The organism is Sphingomonas sp., assembly GCF_019635455.1.
GTDB lineage: Bacteria > Pseudomonadota > Alphaproteobacteria > Sphingomonadales > Sphingomonadaceae > Sphingomonas.
This window is the reverse complement of record NZ_JAHBZJ010000003.1, coordinates 162189-175050: the sequence shown is the minus strand read 5'-3', so window position 1 is coordinate 175050 and position 12862 is coordinate 162189. Positions and strand designations below refer to the sequence as shown.

Below are 12862 nucleotides of genomic sequence, written 5' to 3'. Positions count from 1 at the left end.
AACCACCCTTTAACCTAGGCGAAAACGTAAACACCGCGTTAACTTGCGGACATGCAACGTGATCTCATCCTCGCCCGCCGCCGGCCCGGACATCCGTTCCGCGCCGCGCTTCCCGAAATCCGCGCGGCGGTGCGCCAGCGCGAGCAGGATAGCGACATCAAGCTGTTCGCGCTGAGCTTCGCCGCGTTCTTCGTCTGCTTCTACACCTTCATCCTCTGACGCGGCGCTTCGCGTCAGTCACAGGCGCGATGTAGCCGCTGGGCGATCCAGGCGGACACCAGGCCCATCGCGGCAACGAACAGAAGCTGGTCGGCGGGGCCGACACCCAGTGCGGTGATCCCGATCACCATCAGCGCCCCGGCCACCATGCCGAACGCGTTGACGATATTGTTCGCCGCCACCGTCCGGGCGGTCTGGTCCTTCGTCACCGTCGTGGTCAGAAATGCGTAGAGCGGCACCACGAACATGCCCCCGGTGATCGCGATCGCCATCAGCGTCGCCAGCACCAGCCACGCCTGCGGCATCGTCATGAAGGTCGCCATGTCATAGAGCCGGCCCGGTTCCGCCGGGATCCAGAGGCGCGATTCGACCGAAAATCCGACCACGATTCCCGCCATCGCGATCACCGAGGCGGGGGCGTATTTCGCGGAAATCTCGCCCTTCAACATTGCGTTGATGACGACCGAGCCGATCGCGACACCAATCGAGAAGGTCGCGATCATCAGGCTCGCCACCCGTTCGTCCGACGTCAGGACGTTCTTGGCCAGCGGGGTGAAAATGACGATCAGTACCGAACCGATCGTCCAGAAGAAGCTGATCGCGCAGATCGCCCAGAACAGGCGCGGAATGTGCATCGTGTTCGAGATCAGGCGCCATGAAGCGGTGAACGGATTGTAGTTCAGTTTCAGACGCGCGCCCACCCGCGGCGCGGCCGGCACGAACCGGCCGGAGACCCAGCCAAGCCCGGCGGCCGCGAGCGTCAGCAGGCCGGCGGTTTCGATCGTGACCCATCCGGCGATGATGGTGCCGAGCAGGATCGAGAGATAGGTCCCCGCCTCGACCAGGCCGGTCCCGCCCAGCACTTCGTCCTCCTCCAGATGCTGGGGGAGGATCGCGTATTTGATCGGGCCGAAAAAGGTCGAATGCGTTCCCAGCATCAGCACCGCGCCGAGCATCATGCCGACGCCCGCGCTGGCATATCCCATTTTCGCGACCACGATGCCCGCGCCGCCGAACAGCATGATGCCGATCTCGACCGTCTTGATGATGCGGATGATCCCCGCCTTGTCATAGGTATCGGCGAGCTGCCCCGAGAGCGCGGACAGCAGCACGAACGGAATGAGCGCCAGGCCGGTCGCCAACGCGTTGAAATAGAATTCGGTCGCCGCGTCGTTGAACACCGAATAGGTGGCGAACAACACCATCGCGGTCTTGAACAGATTGTCGTTGAACGCCCCCAGAAACTGTGTGGTGAACAGAGGGAGGAAACGGCGCTCTTTGAGCAGTCCGAGCGCATTGATCATCGGGTTGGCGGGCCTTCGTCCGTCGAAACTGGCGCTGACATAGCCGGGCGGGGCAGGGCGCGGCAACCGCTAACGCGGCGATGTGGCGAGCCGGTCGAGGCGGTGCTAAGGCACGTATCGATGCTGACCCTGCCCAACATCCTGACGCTGTCGCGAATCGTCGCCGTGCCGCTGCTGCTGGCATTCCTGTGGTGGCCCGAATGGCAGCTGGGCTACGCCCTTGGCTACGCCACCTACTGCCTGATGGGCATCACCGACTATTTCGACGGATATCTCGCCCGTTCGCGCGGCACGGTGTCGAAGCTGGGCGTGTTTCTCGATCCGATCGCGGACAAGATCATGGTCGCGGCGGTCATCCTGATCCTGTGCGCAAAGGGGATCATTTCGGACCTGAACATGATCGCCGCGCTGGTGATCCTGCTGCGCGAAATCGCCGTGTCGGGGCTGCGTGAATTTCTGGGCGGGATCCAGGTGTCGGTGCCGGTATCCGCGCTCGCCAAGTGGAAGACCGCGTTTCAGCTCGCCTCGCTCGGCGGCCTGGTGCTCGGCGTCGCATTGCCCGACTGGCCGTGGGTGCATCAGGCGAGCATCGCGATGCTGTGGGCAGCGGCGGTGCTCACGCTGATTACCGGATGGGATTATCTGCGCATCGGCCTGAAACATATGGATAGCTGATGCGGGTGCTGTATTTCGCCTGGGTACGTGAGCGGATCGGCACCGGTGAGGAAGAGGTTGAGCCGCCGGCCGGCGTCCATACGCTCGCCGATCTCGCCATCTGGCTCCGCGATCGAAGCGCGGGCCATGCCGAGGCGCTGGCAGACATCACCCGCCTGCGCGGCGCGATCGATCAGCGTTTCGTCGCGCTCGACGCTGAAATCGGCGCCGCGCGGGAGGTCGCGCTGTTCCCCCCGGTGACGGGCGGATGATCCGCGTCTCGGTCGATCCCGCGCCGATCGAGGTCGCCAGCGAACTCGCCGCGCTTGAGGCGCATGGCGCCGGCGCGATCGCCAGCTTTACCGGTATCGTGCGCGGCGATGACGGGGTCACCTGCCTCGAACTCGAACATTATCCGGGCATGACCGAGGCTGCGCTGTGCGATATCGCGGAACAGGCGGTGGCGCGATGGTCGCTGCTGTCGGCGGTGATCGTCCACCGGATCGGCCCGATGAGTCCGGGCGAGCGCATCGTGTTCATCGGCACCGCGGCCCAGCATCGCCACGCCGCGCTGGACGCGTGCAGCTTCCTGATCGACCGCCTGAAGACCGATGCGCCCTTCTGGAAGCGCGAGGTGACGGACCGGTCGCCCCGCTGGGTCGCGGCCCGCGCGGACGACGATCAGGCCGCGTCGCGCTGGACCCGATCCGCGGACAGGCCGGCCTGAGCCAGCACATCGGCGAGCAGGCGGAAATCACGCTCGCGCGGGGATGCCTTTCGCCAGACCAGCGCGATCCGCCGCGACGGATTGTCGGCCTCAAGCGGGCGGGCGGAGACATGCGTATGGTCGAGGATGCCGGCGGCCAGCGCCATTTCGGGGAGCATTGTCACGCCAAGCCCATTGTCCACCATCTGGACCATGGTGTGAAGCGAGGTGCCGAGCATCGTCGCCTCCGCGCGCAGTTCGGGGCGGTTGCATGCGGCCAGCGCATGGTCCTTCAGGCAATGCCCGTCCTCCAGCAGCAACAGCCGGGTCTCGTCGATCTCGTTCGGGGCGACGGCGCGATGATCGCCATGATATTCGCCCTCCGGAAAGGCGACGAACAGCCGATCCTCGAACAGCGGCGCGGTTTCGACGTCGCCACAGGCATAGGGGAGGGCGAGCAGCACGCAATCGGTACGCCCGGTGTGCAGGCTCTCGCACGCGGCGCCGCTCGGCTCCTCGCGCAGGAACAGTTTGAGGTCCGGATAATCCCGTCGCAGGCGGGGGAGAATGCGCGGCAGCAGGAACGGGGCGATCGTCGGGATGACGCTCATCCGCATCTCGCCGGACAGCGGACGGCCCGACGCGCGGGCCAGGTCGGCCAGCTCATCCGCCTCGCGCAGCACGCGACGCGCCTTGTCCACGATCCGCTCACCCAAGGGGGTAAATCGGACCACCCGCCGCGTCCGCTCGACCAGCACGACCCCGATCAGCGTTTCCAGTTCGCGCAGGCCGGCGGACAGCGTCGACTGGGTCACGAAACACGCCTCCGCCGCACGGCCGAAATGGCCATGATCCTTCAGCGCCACCAGATATTGCAGCTGCTTGAGAGTCGGGAGGTAGGTTTGCGCCATGGATCGTCCGGGTCGATTGCCAGCCGGATATAAGAAGGACGACCTGCGCAAGCCAGCCCCGTCGCGCCCGATTTTCCGGGCGCGACGGACAGGGTCACGCGGCCTGCGCAGCCTCCGCTTCGGCGGGCAGGCGGATCAGATAGTCGAACGCGGAGAGTGCGGCGGTCGATCCCGCGCCCATCGCGATCACGATCTGTTTGTACGGCACCGTGGTCGCGTCCCCGGCGGCAAAGATGCCGCGGCGGCTCGTCTCGCCGCGCGCGTCGATCTCGATTTCGCCTCGCGGGGTGAGCGCGATCGTGTCGCGCAACCATTCGGTGTTCGGCACCAGCCCGATCTGGACGAAAATCCCCTCCAGTTCGAGATCATGTTCGACGCCGCTCTCGCGATTCTGGTACGTCAGACCGGTCACCGTCTCCCCGCCATTGACCCGGGTGGTGAGGGCGGAGGTGATGATGCGGACATTGGCCAGGCTGTTCAGCTTGCGTTGCAGCACCGCATCGGCACGGAGTTGATCGTCAAATTCGATCAGCGTGACATGGCCGACGATTCCCGCAAGGTCGATCGCGGCCTCCACGCCGGAATTTCCGCCGCCGATCACCGCGACGCGTTTGCCCTTGAACAGCGGGCCGTCGCAATGGGGGCAATAGGCGACGCCCTTGTTGCGATATGCCTCCTCGCCCGGCACGCCCATCTGTCGCCAGCGCGCGCCGGTGGACAGGATGATCGTCCGCGCCTTCAGCGTCGCGCCATTCTCCAGCTCCACATGATGAAGGCCGCCTTCCTGCGTGGCGGGGATCAGCTTCGCCGCGCGCTGGAGGTTCATGATATCGACCTCATTCTCCCGCACATGGCTTTCCAGCTGGGCGGCGAGCTTCGGGCCTTCGGTATAGGGGACGGAGATGAAATTCTCGATCCCCATCGTGTCGAGTACCTGCCCGCCGAACCGTTCGGCGGCGACACCGACCCGGATCCCCTTGCGTGCGGCATAGATGGCCGACGCGGCGCCCGCCGGTCCGCCGCCGATCACCAGCACGTCGAACGGGTCCCTGGCGTCGAGCTTTTCGGCGGCCTTCGCGTCGGCGCCCGCGTCGAGCTTCGCGACGATCTGTTCCAGTTCCATCCGGCCCTGGCCGAATGGCTGGCCGTTCAGGAACACCGCCGGCACCGCCAGAACCTGACGCGCCTCGACCTCGTCCTGGAACAGCGCGCCATCGATCGCGACATGGCTGATCCGCGGGTTCAGCACCGCCATCAGGTTAAGCGCCTGAACGACGTCGGGGCAGTTCTGGCACGAGAGCGAGAAATAGGTCTCGAAATGCAGTTCGCCTTCAAGGCCGCGAACCTGCTCGATCACGTCCTGGGTCGCGCGCGAGGGATGCCCGCCGACCTGAAGCAGGGCGAGGACGAGCGAGGTGAATTCATGGCCCATCGGGATGCCGGCGAAGCGAACCCCGATATCGGTGCCGGCGCGGCGGATCATGAAGCTCGGCTTGCGCCGGTCATCGTCCTTGCGCACCAGCGCGATCTTCCCGCTGAGCGCGGCGATTTCGTCCAGCAGCGTTTCGAGTTCGCGCGACTTCGCATCCTCGCCCAGGCTGGCGACGAGTTCGATCGGTTCGCGGATGTTGACGAGATAGGCTTCGAGCTGTTGCTTGAGATGCGCGTCGAGCATGGCGGACTCCAGTCGGATTGGTGCGAAAAACGAAGCGGCCCGGGGCGGGGGAAGACGTCCGCCCCGGGCCGCGACAGCGCCCGCAAGAGGGAGGGGCGGGCGCCGGTCAGATCTTGCCGACGAGGTCGAGCGACGGCGCCAGCGTGGTTTCGCCCTCTTCCCACTTGGCGGGGCAGACTTCACCCGGATGCGCGGCGATATACTGCGCGGCCTTGATCTTGCGGAGCAGTTCGGTCGCGTTGCGGCCGACGCCTTCGCTGGTGATCTCGACCAGCTGGATCACGCCGTCGGGATCGACGACGAAGGTGCCGCGATCGGCCAGGCCCTGTCCTTCGCGCAGGACGTCGAAATTCTTCGACAGGACATGGTTCTGGTCGCCAAGCATGTAATAGTCGATCTTGCCGATCGCGGGCGACGTGTCGTGCCATGCCTTGTGGCTGAAATGAGTATCGGTGGAGACCGAATAGACCTCGACGCCCATCTTTTGCAGCGTCGGATAGATGTCGGCAAGATCCTCGAGCTCAGTCGGGCATACGAAGGTGAAATCGGCCGGGTAGAAGAAGAAAACCGCCCACTTTCCCTTCACGTCGGCGTCGGTGACATCGACGAACTTGCCCTGTTTGAAGGCGGTGGCGGTGAACGGGGTGATGGTGCTGCCGATAAGGGCCATGATCTGTTTTCCTCTGACGGGTTGTTGTTGCCGTGCAGCAAATAGCTATGCCGCACCGCAATGTGAAATTCGAATCGATGGTCGATGTGATCGGATCAATCGATCAGTACGGGCGCGATCGGGGGATTTGCCTGCGCCTGTTGCGATGCAACTGGGGCGTTGGCGCGATGCAGCGATGGCGCGACGGTCAGCTTAGCGCGCGATAGATCGTCCACGCGCTGGTAAGCGTCAGCAGCACGCCGACCATCGCCATCAGGGTGCGGGTCGGGACCCGCTTGGCCAGAAGGCCGCCGAACGGCGCGGCGATCAGCCCGCCGATCAGGATGCCCAGGGTCTGGAGCGTGAACATCTCCCACCCCAGCGTCGCGATGAACGTCGCCGATACGCTGGCGGTGAGGAAGAACTCGCTGGTGTTCACCGTTCCGATCGTCGTGCGGGGCGATGCGCCCTGCACCAGCAGGTTGCTGGTGACGACCGGACCCCATCCGCCACCGCCCGCCGCGTCGAGGAACCCGCCGACCAGGCCGAGCGGTTCGATCACCTTCGGCTCACGCGGCTCCACCTTGCCGCGCCACGCGCGGAACAGGAGGTACAGGCCGATACAGGCGAGATAGGCCATGACGAACGGCTTTGCCTGCGAGGCGTCGATCCGGCTGAGCACGGTCGCGCCGAGCACGCCGCCAATCACGCCGGGAACCACGAGCCGCCCGAACAGCTTCCAGTTGACGTTCCGGTGCCACACATGGCTTGCGCCCGAGGCCGCGGTGGTAAAGGTCTCGACCGTGTGGACCATCGCCGAAGCCTGGGCCGGCGCGACGCCCATCACGCTGACCAGCAGCGTCGAATTGATGACGCCGAACGCCATGCCGAGCGCGCCGTCTACCATCTGGGCGGCGAATCCGACGGCCACGAAGGGCAGCAGCGCGGTCAGATCAAATCCTGCGAACATTCCTGCCTCTGCATTGGCGATAATGGGGCCGGTGTGGCGGGCTTGTCGAATTCCCACAAGATACATCGTGTTTAGACGCGCGAAGCGATTGCGGGGGTGCGCTGGAAATTCCCGGCGCGCGCGCCTAGATACGCCGTTCAAAGAAGGGGCCGCCCATGTTTGGACGTCTGGGATCCTACCTCAAATCTATTCAGGCGCGCGATCCTGCACCCCGCAGCCGCGCGGAAATCCTGCTCTATCCCGGCGTGTGGGCGCTGTTCTGGCACCGGATCGCGCATTGGCTGTTCGGGGCGCGGCTGTTTTTCCTGGCGCGGGTCGTCAATCACCTGTCCCGCTGGATGACCGCGATCGATATCCATCCGGGGGCAAGGATCGGCCGCAATTTCTTTATCGACCACGGATTTGTGGTGATCGGCGAGACGGCAGAGATCGGCGATGACGTCACCATCTATCAGTGCGTGACCCTGGGCGGCACCAGCCCGGACAATGGCGTCGGCGGCAAGCGGCACCCGACGCTGTCGGACGGGGTGATCATCGGGTCGGGCGCGCAGGTGCTGGGTCCGATCACGGTCGGGTCGCGCGCGCGGGTCGGCGCCAATGCCGTTGTGACGAAGGATGTGCCGGACGGCGCGGTGATGGTCGGCATCCCCGCCAAGGCGACGCTGGTCGAGGCGGACAAGTGGCAGCGCGATTTCGTCCCCTATGGCACACCGTGCAGCGAGATTTACGATCCGGCGACGCAAAAGCTGGAGATCATGCGCTGCGAGCTTGAATCGATGCGCAAGCGCGTCGAGGAACTGCTTGCCGAGCGCGACGCGCGACACGCCGAAGAGGCGCGGCGCGACCGGGCGTGAGCGCGACCGTCACGCCCCTCCCACAGCGCGGCGGTGCGCATCAGATCGGGTTCGAACGCGCCGAACTGATGCGCATCCTCGACCTCTACGGTCGTATGGTCGCGGCGGGCCACTGGAAGGATTATGCCATCCATCTCGGCCGGGACGCCGCGGTGTTCGCCGCCTTTCGTCGCGCGGCCGAACGCCCCGAATTCCGTGTCGAGAAGCGTCCCGCGCTGCGTAACCGGCAGGGGATGTGGTCGCTCGTCGCGGAATCCGGCGCGGTATTGAAGCGCGGACACGAACTGGGGCCGGTGCTGGCGCCGGTCGAGCGCCGCCTGCTCAAACTCGTCGAGGATTGATGTTCAGGCGGTGAAGCGCTTGGTAAAGCCCTTGACGTTGCCGCGATCGGCCGGGGTGGCGTCGATCCGCGCGACATTCGCCAGCAATGGCCCTTCGCGACAGCGATCGACAAAGGTGTCGAGCGCCATCTCGTCGCCATCGACCAGCATCTCGACCCGCCCGTCCGCCAGATTGCGGACCCATCCTACCACCCCCAGCTGGTGCGCGGTGCGCACTGCCCAGTCCCGGTAGCCAACGCGCTGAACGCGCCCTTCGATCAGCAGACGCTGAGTCGCCATGTTTCGATACCCCGCATACAGGTGCGCCTACATCGCGCACCCGGCGTTGATAGCGCGCCGGACCGGGGTGCGCGAAGACCGGGCAGCCGCGAAAGCGGGGCATTTCGGCGTGGTTTCGAAGCGTGCTAGGGATTTGCGATGAAGATCGATCTTGGCGACTATGAAACCGGCGCGAAGCTGGATGGCGACTATGACGCGCAATTGGCGAGTGTGCAGGGCCGGCTGGAGAAGATCCAGGTCGCGCATATCGTCCACAAGAAACCCGCGATCGTGGTGATGGAGGGGTGGGACGCGGCCGGGAAAGGTGGCGTCATCAAGCGGCTGACCGCCAATTGGGATCCGCGCTTTTTCGAAGTCATGCCGATTTCCGCGCCGAGCGAGGCGGAGCTCGCGCATCATTTCCTGTGGCGTTTCTGGACCCGCCTGCCAGCCAACGGCCACATCACGATTTTCGATCGCAGCTGGTATGGCCGCGTGCTGGTCGAGCGGGTCGAGGGCTATGCCAGCGAGGCCGCGTGGCGGCAGGGCTATGATGAGATCAACGCGTTCGAAGCGCAGCAGATCGAGGCGGGCGCGACGATCGTGAAGATGTTCGTCCATATCACCCAGGAAAAGCAGGACGAGGAGCTGGCCGAGCGGCTCGACGACCCCTGGAAGCGGTGGAAAACGGGCGCCGACGATTATCGCAACCGCGCCCGGCGCGCCGATTACCTGTCCGCGATGGCCGACATGTTCGATCGGACCAGCACCGAACTCGCGCCGTGGACGGTCATCGACGGCAATAACCGCAAGGCCGGGCGGATTGCCGCTCTGACGGCGATCGCCGACCGGCTTGAGGCAGGGGTTTCGATGGAACCGCCCTCGCTCGACCCCGATTTCGAAAAGATGGCGCGGGCGGCGCTACGCGCGGATTAGCCGGGTTTGCATTCGCCGTGATTGATTTCGTCCCGCCTGTCGACGCCTTCGCACGCCTCGGGATCGCGGACGCGTTCCGTCGCGGCGTCGGTGCCGACATCGCGCGCCAGATTGCCGCCATTGCGGCCCTGCCGTCCCGGCGTGTCGAGGGGGGAAGCGATCAGGTCGCCGCCATCATGATTGCGGGCGGTTTCGGTACGGTCGGTCATTCTGACTCTCCTTCGCCCGATCAATGAGCGAAGGGGCCGGGAGTCGCGCAACCCCGCCGGACGCGGCGGTCAGGCGGGATGAAATGCGCCGTCCGCGTCCATCAGATACAGGATGCCGTCGCTGATCGCGAAATAGGCGCCATGAATCTTGAGCTTGCCCGCCGCCTCGCGTTCGGGAACGAACGGAAAGCTGTGCAGATTGCGGATCGAGGTGCGGACGGTCTCCAGCTCCATTTCGCGCGCCGCCTCGGGCGTGTCGCCGAACCGCGCCTTTACCCGTTCGCGCGATTCGTCGAGCAGGCTGACCCAGGCATGGACGAATCCGCCATCGCCCGGGGGGCTGTCCTGAAACATTTCGGTCAGCGCGGCATGGGCGCCGCCACACATGCCGTGACCCAGCACCACGACCTCTTCGACCTCCAGCTTGGTGACCGCGAATTCCAACGCCGCGGAAACGCCGTGGCGGCCGCCGTCATTTTCGAACGGCGGGACCAGATTGGCGACGTTGCGCACGACGAAAATCTCTCCGGGCAGCGTGTCGAAAATCTGCGAAGGCTCGACCCGGCTGTCCGAACAGGCGATCACCATGACCTTCGGCGCCTGCCCCTCGGCCAGTTGCGCCCAGCGTTCGTGCTGGCGCCGATAGTCGGCAGTGCGGAAACGGCGATAGCCGTCAACAAGGTCTGCAAAGTGAGTCATGCGCGAACCATTGGCGCACGCGCAAAGGGCTGGCAAGCCGGGGGCTGGATCGCTATCTGCGCGGCATGAATGACATGTCCCCGACCGCAGCGCCCAGGCCCGAGCGCCAGCGCAAGCCCGACTGGATCCGGGTAAAGGCGCCGACGTCCGCCGGCTTTGCCGCAACTCGTGCGCTGATGCGGTCGAAAAGCCTGACGACGGTGTGCGAGGAGGCGGCCTGTCCGAATATCGGCGAGTGCTGGTCGAAAAAGCACGCGACGGTGATGATCCTGGGCGATACCTGCACGCGCGCCTGCGCATTCTGCAACGTGAAGACCGGCATGCCGCGCATGGTGGATCCGATGGAGCCGCAGAACGTGGCCGATGCCGCCGTGCAGATGGGGCTTGAGCATATCGTCGTGACGTCGGTCGATCGCGACGACCTGCCCGATGGCGGCGCGAAGCAGTTCGTCAAGGTGATCGAGGCGGTGCGCAAGGCGAGCCCGACCACCACGATCGAGATCCTGACCCCCGATTTCCGCAACAAGCACGAGGCGGCGGTAGAGATGATCGTCGCCGCGCGGCCCGACGTGTATAACCACAATCTCGAAACGGTGCCGCGTCTCTATCCGACGATCCGGCCCGGCGCCCGTTATTACGCCTCCTTGCGCCTGCTGGAGCAGGTCAAGAAGCTCGACCCGTCGATCTTCACCAAATCCGGCATCATGCTCGGCCTGGGCGAGGAGCGGCTGGAGGTCCATCAGGTGATGGACGACATGCGCAGCGCCGACATCGATTTCATGACGATGGGCCAGTATCTGCAACCGACTCCCCGCCATGCGAAGGTACAGGATTTCGTGACGCCCCAGGCGTTCGACGCCTATGCCGCGATTGCCCGGGCCAAGGGATTCCTGCTGGTCGCGTCCTCACCGCTGACGCGGTCGAGCTATCACGCCGGCGACGATTTCGCGCGGATGAAGGCGGCGCGCGACGCCCGGCTGGCAAAGGTCGCGGCGGGGGCCTGATGCCCAGGCACAGCGAAACGCGCCGGCTGCCCTACACGCCGGAGCAGATGTTCGATCTGGTCGCTGACGTCGCCCGCTATGGCGAATTTCTGCCCTGGGTCAGCGCGGTGCGGGTGCGGTCCGACGGCGAGACGGAGATGGTCGCGGACCTGATCGTCGGATTCAAGGGCCTACGCGAGACGTTCACCAGTCGGGTCGAGAAGCAGCGGCCGGCCCATATCCGGGTCGATTATGTCGATGGCCCGCTCAAATATCTGCACAATGACTGGAAGTTCCGGCCCGACGGGGACGGGGGCGTGCTGATCGATTTCTGCGTCGATTTCGCGTTCAAGAGCCGCGTGTTCGAAATGCTGGCGGGACAGGTGTTCGACCGCGCCTTGCGGATGATGATCAACGCGTTCGAGGAGCGCGCGGCAAAGCTCTACAGCGATTCGGCGTCGGGCGACGGCGGCTTGCCCGGGACCAGCAGTTCGAGCGCGCACAACGCGGCCTGAAGCCGCACGCCGCCCCGGCCCAGATCGCCGAATTCACGCGTGTCCGCGACGACGATGTCGGGATCGGCATCGCGCTCCGCCCGGGCGAAGACGACATGGCCGACCGGCTTTTTGTCGGTGCCGCCGTCCGGCCCGGCGATGCCGGTGACCGCCACCGCGACATCCGCCCCGCTTTCCTCAAGCGCGCCCTGCGCCATGCTCCACGCGGTCGCGACCGACACGGCGCCAAAGGTTTCGAGCACGTCGCCGCTGACCTTCAGCTCCGACATCTTGGCGTCGTTGGAATAGGTGACGAAGCCGACGATCAGCACTTCGGACGAGCCGGGAATTTCGGTGAGCGCGGCGGCGACGAGTCCGCCGGTGCAGCTTTCGGCGACCGCCACGGTGCGACCGGCGGCACGGTTGGTTTCGACCACCTTACGGGCAAGGTCGACAAGGGTCTGGGGTAGAATCGTATCGGTCATCGTGCCGGCGCCATAGGGCAAAGCGGAAGTCTTGGCCCGCGTTTTTCGTCCGTCTGGGCGATCTGCGCCAATGCGACGAACACCGCCGCCAGGTTGCGCGGGGGAAGCGGGGCGAGATTCGCGACGGCCCGGTCGATGCCGGGGCAGTCGGCGGGCCGGATCCGCTGGGCGATGGCCGGTGCAAAGATCGCGCGGACCGCGCCGACCGCGAACTGCGATTCGGCGATCGCCTCTCCGCCGGGACCCAACAGCTTGCGGATGCCCGCGCGGGCGCCGGGAAGCGCAGGCGCAACGCCGGCGTCGATCCGGGCGAGGAAACCGGGATCGGGCCGGCGAAGAAAGGATTGCGGCGGCAGGCCGGCGCACACCCGCCCCATTTCGCGGATCGTGTCTGGAAGCATGACCTGGAACAGCGACTCCGCCTCCGGCCCGGTGATACAGGCCGGCTGTGCCGCGGCGGGCGCCGAAAGCAGCGCCGGGGCCGCGAACAGAAAGGGGATCGATCGAAAACGCAT

19 protein-coding genes are annotated in these 12862 nt (G+C 65.6%); 9 read left to right on the top strand and 10 right to left on the bottom strand.

All coding sequences use genetic code 11. The features are described from left to right. Window positions 1-51 precede the first annotated feature (51 nt). Window positions 52-219: a hypothetical protein gene (locus KF783_RS05645; protein ID WP_294077263.1), complete on the top strand. Its 168-nt coding sequence runs from the start codon at window positions 52-54 to the stop codon at window positions 217-219. Between the two features lie 14 nt (window positions 220-233). Here the strand turns inward: KF783_RS05645 and KF783_RS05640 are convergent, their stop codons facing one another. Next, the gene (locus tag KF783_RS05640; protein WP_294077262.1) at window positions 234-1523 is read right to left on the bottom strand and encodes an MFS transporter; all 1290 of its coding nucleotides are present in this window, start codon (window positions 1521-1523) and stop codon (window positions 234-236) included. Between the two features lie 120 nt (window positions 1524-1643). Between KF783_RS05640 and pgsA the strand changes: the two genes are divergently transcribed. From pgsA to KF783_RS05625, 3 genes are read left to right on the top strand one after another with little or no spacing between them, the layout of a single operon-like run. Then, window positions 1644-2198 (top strand): CDP-diacylglycerol--glycerol-3-phosphate 3-phosphatidyltransferase, encoded by a 555-nt coding sequence (gene pgsA / locus KF783_RS05635; protein ID WP_294077260.1) that lies wholly within the window; start codon window positions 1644-1646, stop codon window positions 2196-2198. Next, window positions 2198-2449, top strand: a complete 252-nt coding sequence (gene moaD / locus KF783_RS05630) for a molybdopterin converting factor subunit 1 (protein WP_294077259.1) — start codon at window positions 2198-2200, stop codon at window positions 2447-2449. The genes pgsA and moaD overlap by 1 nt, the downstream gene beginning before the upstream one ends. Then, on the top strand, window positions 2446-2904 hold the full coding sequence (locus KF783_RS05625; protein WP_294077258.1) for a molybdenum cofactor biosynthesis protein MoaE: 459 nt from the start codon (window positions 2446-2448) through the stop codon (window positions 2902-2904). The genes moaD and KF783_RS05625 overlap by 4 nt, the downstream gene beginning before the upstream one ends. Here KF783_RS05625 and KF783_RS05620 read toward each other — a convergent pair. The 4 genes from KF783_RS05620 to KF783_RS05605 all read right to left on the bottom strand — a co-directional run bounded on the left by KF783_RS05620 (window position 2859) and on the right by KF783_RS05605 (window position 7088). Beyond that, window positions 2859-3794: a hydrogen peroxide-inducible genes activator gene (locus KF783_RS05620; RefSeq protein ID WP_294077256.1), complete on the bottom strand. Its 936-nt coding sequence runs from the start codon at window positions 3792-3794 to the stop codon at window positions 2859-2861. The genes KF783_RS05625 and KF783_RS05620 overlap by 46 nt on opposite strands. 94 nt (window positions 3795-3888) lie before the next feature. Next, entirely contained in the window at window positions 3889-5469 is a 1581-nt protein-coding gene (gene ahpF / locus KF783_RS05615) for an alkyl hydroperoxide reductase subunit F (RefSeq protein ID WP_294077254.1), read from the bottom strand. A 106-nt stretch (window positions 5470-5575) separates the two neighbouring features. Then, complete coding sequence (ahpC, locus tag KF783_RS05610) at window positions 5576-6139, bottom strand: alkyl hydroperoxide reductase subunit C (RefSeq protein WP_294077252.1); 564 nt, start codon at window positions 6137-6139, stop codon at window positions 5576-5578. A gap of 187 nt (window positions 6140-6326) precedes the next feature. Further along, window positions 6327-7088, bottom strand: coding sequence for a sulfite exporter TauE/SafE family protein (locus KF783_RS05605; RefSeq protein WP_294077250.1), 762 nt, complete (start codon window positions 7086-7088; stop codon window positions 6327-6329). Window positions 7089-7243: 155 nt separating this feature from the next. Between KF783_RS05605 and epsC the strand changes: the two genes are divergently transcribed. Together epsC and KF783_RS05595 are read left to right on the top strand one after the other, a co-directional pair. Continuing rightward, the gene (gene epsC / locus KF783_RS05600; RefSeq protein WP_294077249.1) at window positions 7244-7942 is read left to right on the top strand and encodes a serine O-acetyltransferase EpsC; all 699 of its coding nucleotides are present in this window, start codon (window positions 7244-7246) and stop codon (window positions 7940-7942) included. Further along, window positions 7939-8283: a DUF2794 domain-containing protein gene (locus tag KF783_RS05595; RefSeq protein WP_294077248.1), complete on the top strand. Its 345-nt coding sequence runs from the start codon at window positions 7939-7941 to the stop codon at window positions 8281-8283. Before epsC ends, KF783_RS05595 begins: the two co-directional genes overlap by 4 nt. Window positions 8284-8286: 3 nt before the next feature. On the opposite strand, the gene KF783_RS05590 is transcribed toward KF783_RS05595, so the two are convergent. Next, entirely contained in the window at window positions 8287-8562 is a 276-nt protein-coding gene (locus tag KF783_RS05590) for an acylphosphatase (RefSeq protein WP_294077246.1), read from the bottom strand. Between the two features lie 138 nt (window positions 8563-8700). Here KF783_RS05590 and KF783_RS05585 point away from each other — a divergent pair, with 138 nt between their 5' ends. Continuing rightward, window positions 8701-9477 carry a polyphosphate kinase gene (locus KF783_RS05585; protein WP_294077245.1) on the top strand — a complete coding sequence of 259 codons (777 nt, stop codon included), beginning with the start codon at window positions 8701-8703 and terminating at the stop codon, window positions 9475-9477. Here KF783_RS05585 and KF783_RS05580 read toward each other — a convergent pair. Beyond that, entirely contained in the window at window positions 9474-9686 is a 213-nt protein-coding gene (locus KF783_RS05580) for a hypothetical protein (RefSeq protein WP_294077243.1), read from the bottom strand. The two genes, KF783_RS05585 and KF783_RS05580, sit on opposite strands and share 4 nt — an antisense overlap. Window positions 9687-9755: 69 nt before the next feature. After that, window positions 9756-10385, bottom strand: a complete 630-nt coding sequence (locus KF783_RS05575; RefSeq protein WP_294077242.1) for a carbonic anhydrase — start codon at window positions 10383-10385, stop codon at window positions 9756-9758. 65 nt (window positions 10386-10450) lie between these two features. Here KF783_RS05575 and lipA point away from each other — a divergent pair, with 65 nt between their 5' ends. Next, on the top strand, window positions 10451-11389 hold the full coding sequence (lipA, locus tag KF783_RS05570) for a lipoyl synthase (RefSeq protein ID WP_294077240.1): 939 nt from the start codon (window positions 10451-10453) through the stop codon (window positions 11387-11389). After that, window positions 11389-11883 (top strand): type II toxin-antitoxin system RatA family toxin, encoded by a 495-nt coding sequence (locus KF783_RS05565; protein WP_294077238.1) that lies wholly within the window; start codon window positions 11389-11391, stop codon window positions 11881-11883. The genes lipA and KF783_RS05565 overlap by 1 nt, the downstream gene beginning before the upstream one ends. On the opposite strand, the gene KF783_RS05560 is transcribed toward KF783_RS05565, so the two are convergent. Both KF783_RS05560 and KF783_RS05555 read right to left on the bottom strand, forming a co-directional pair. Continuing rightward, window positions 11811-12347, bottom strand: a complete 537-nt coding sequence (locus KF783_RS05560; protein ID WP_294077236.1) for a CinA family protein — start codon at window positions 12345-12347, stop codon at window positions 11811-11813. The genes KF783_RS05565 and KF783_RS05560 overlap by 73 nt on opposite strands. Beyond that, window positions 12344-12862, bottom strand: coding sequence for a hypothetical protein (locus KF783_RS05555; RefSeq protein ID WP_294077235.1), 519 nt, complete (start codon window positions 12860-12862; stop codon window positions 12344-12346). The genes KF783_RS05560 and KF783_RS05555 overlap by 4 nt, the downstream gene beginning before the upstream one ends.

Coding starts and splice junctions, on each gene's coding strand:
- KF783_RS05645 (WP_294077263.1), top strand. CDS start 52: ATGCAACGTGATCTCATCCTCGCCCGCCGCCGGCCCGGACATCCGTTC.
- KF783_RS05640 (WP_294077262.1), bottom strand. CDS start 1,523: ATGATCAATGCGCTCGGACTGCTCAAAGAGCGCCGTTTCCTCCCTCTG.
- pgsA (WP_294077260.1), top strand. CDS start 1,644: ATGCTGACCCTGCCCAACATCCTGACGCTGTCGCGAATCGTCGCCGTG.
- moaD (WP_294077259.1), top strand. CDS start 2,198: ATGCGGGTGCTGTATTTCGCCTGGGTACGTGAGCGGATCGGCACCGGT.
- KF783_RS05625 (WP_294077258.1), top strand. CDS start 2,446: ATGATCCGCGTCTCGGTCGATCCCGCGCCGATCGAGGTCGCCAGCGAA.
- KF783_RS05620 (WP_294077256.1), bottom strand. CDS start 3,794: ATGGCGCAAACCTACCTCCCGACTCTCAAGCAGCTGCAATATCTGGTG.
- ahpF (WP_294077254.1), bottom strand. CDS start 5,469: ATGCTCGACGCGCATCTCAAGCAACAGCTCGAAGCCTATCTCGTCAAC.
- ahpC (WP_294077252.1), bottom strand. CDS start 6,139: ATGGCCCTTATCGGCAGCACCATCACCCCGTTCACCGCCACCGCCTTC.
- KF783_RS05605 (WP_294077250.1), bottom strand. CDS start 7,088: ATGTTCGCAGGATTTGATCTGACCGCGCTGCTGCCCTTCGTGGCCGTC.
- epsC (WP_294077249.1), top strand. CDS start 7,244: ATGTTTGGACGTCTGGGATCCTACCTCAAATCTATTCAGGCGCGCGAT.
- KF783_RS05590 (WP_294077246.1), bottom strand. CDS start 8,562: ATGGCGACTCAGCGTCTGCTGATCGAAGGGCGCGTTCAGCGCGTTGGC.
- KF783_RS05585 (WP_294077245.1), top strand. CDS start 8,701: ATGAAGATCGATCTTGGCGACTATGAAACCGGCGCGAAGCTGGATGGC.
- KF783_RS05580 (WP_294077243.1), bottom strand. CDS start 9,686: ATGACCGACCGTACCGAAACCGCCCGCAATCATGATGGCGGCGACCTG.
- KF783_RS05575 (WP_294077242.1), bottom strand. CDS start 10,385: ATGACTCACTTTGCAGACCTTGTTGACGGCTATCGCCGTTTCCGCACT.
- lipA (WP_294077240.1), top strand. CDS start 10,451: ATGAATGACATGTCCCCGACCGCAGCGCCCAGGCCCGAGCGCCAGCGC.
- KF783_RS05565 (WP_294077238.1), top strand. CDS start 11,389: ATGCCCAGGCACAGCGAAACGCGCCGGCTGCCCTACACGCCGGAGCAG.
- KF783_RS05560 (WP_294077236.1), bottom strand. CDS start 12,347: ATGACCGATACGATTCTACCCCAGACCCTTGTCGACCTTGCCCGTAAG.
- KF783_RS05555 (WP_294077235.1), bottom strand. CDS start 12,862: ATGCGTTTTCGATCGATCCCCTTTCTGTTCGCGGCCCCGGCGCTGCTT.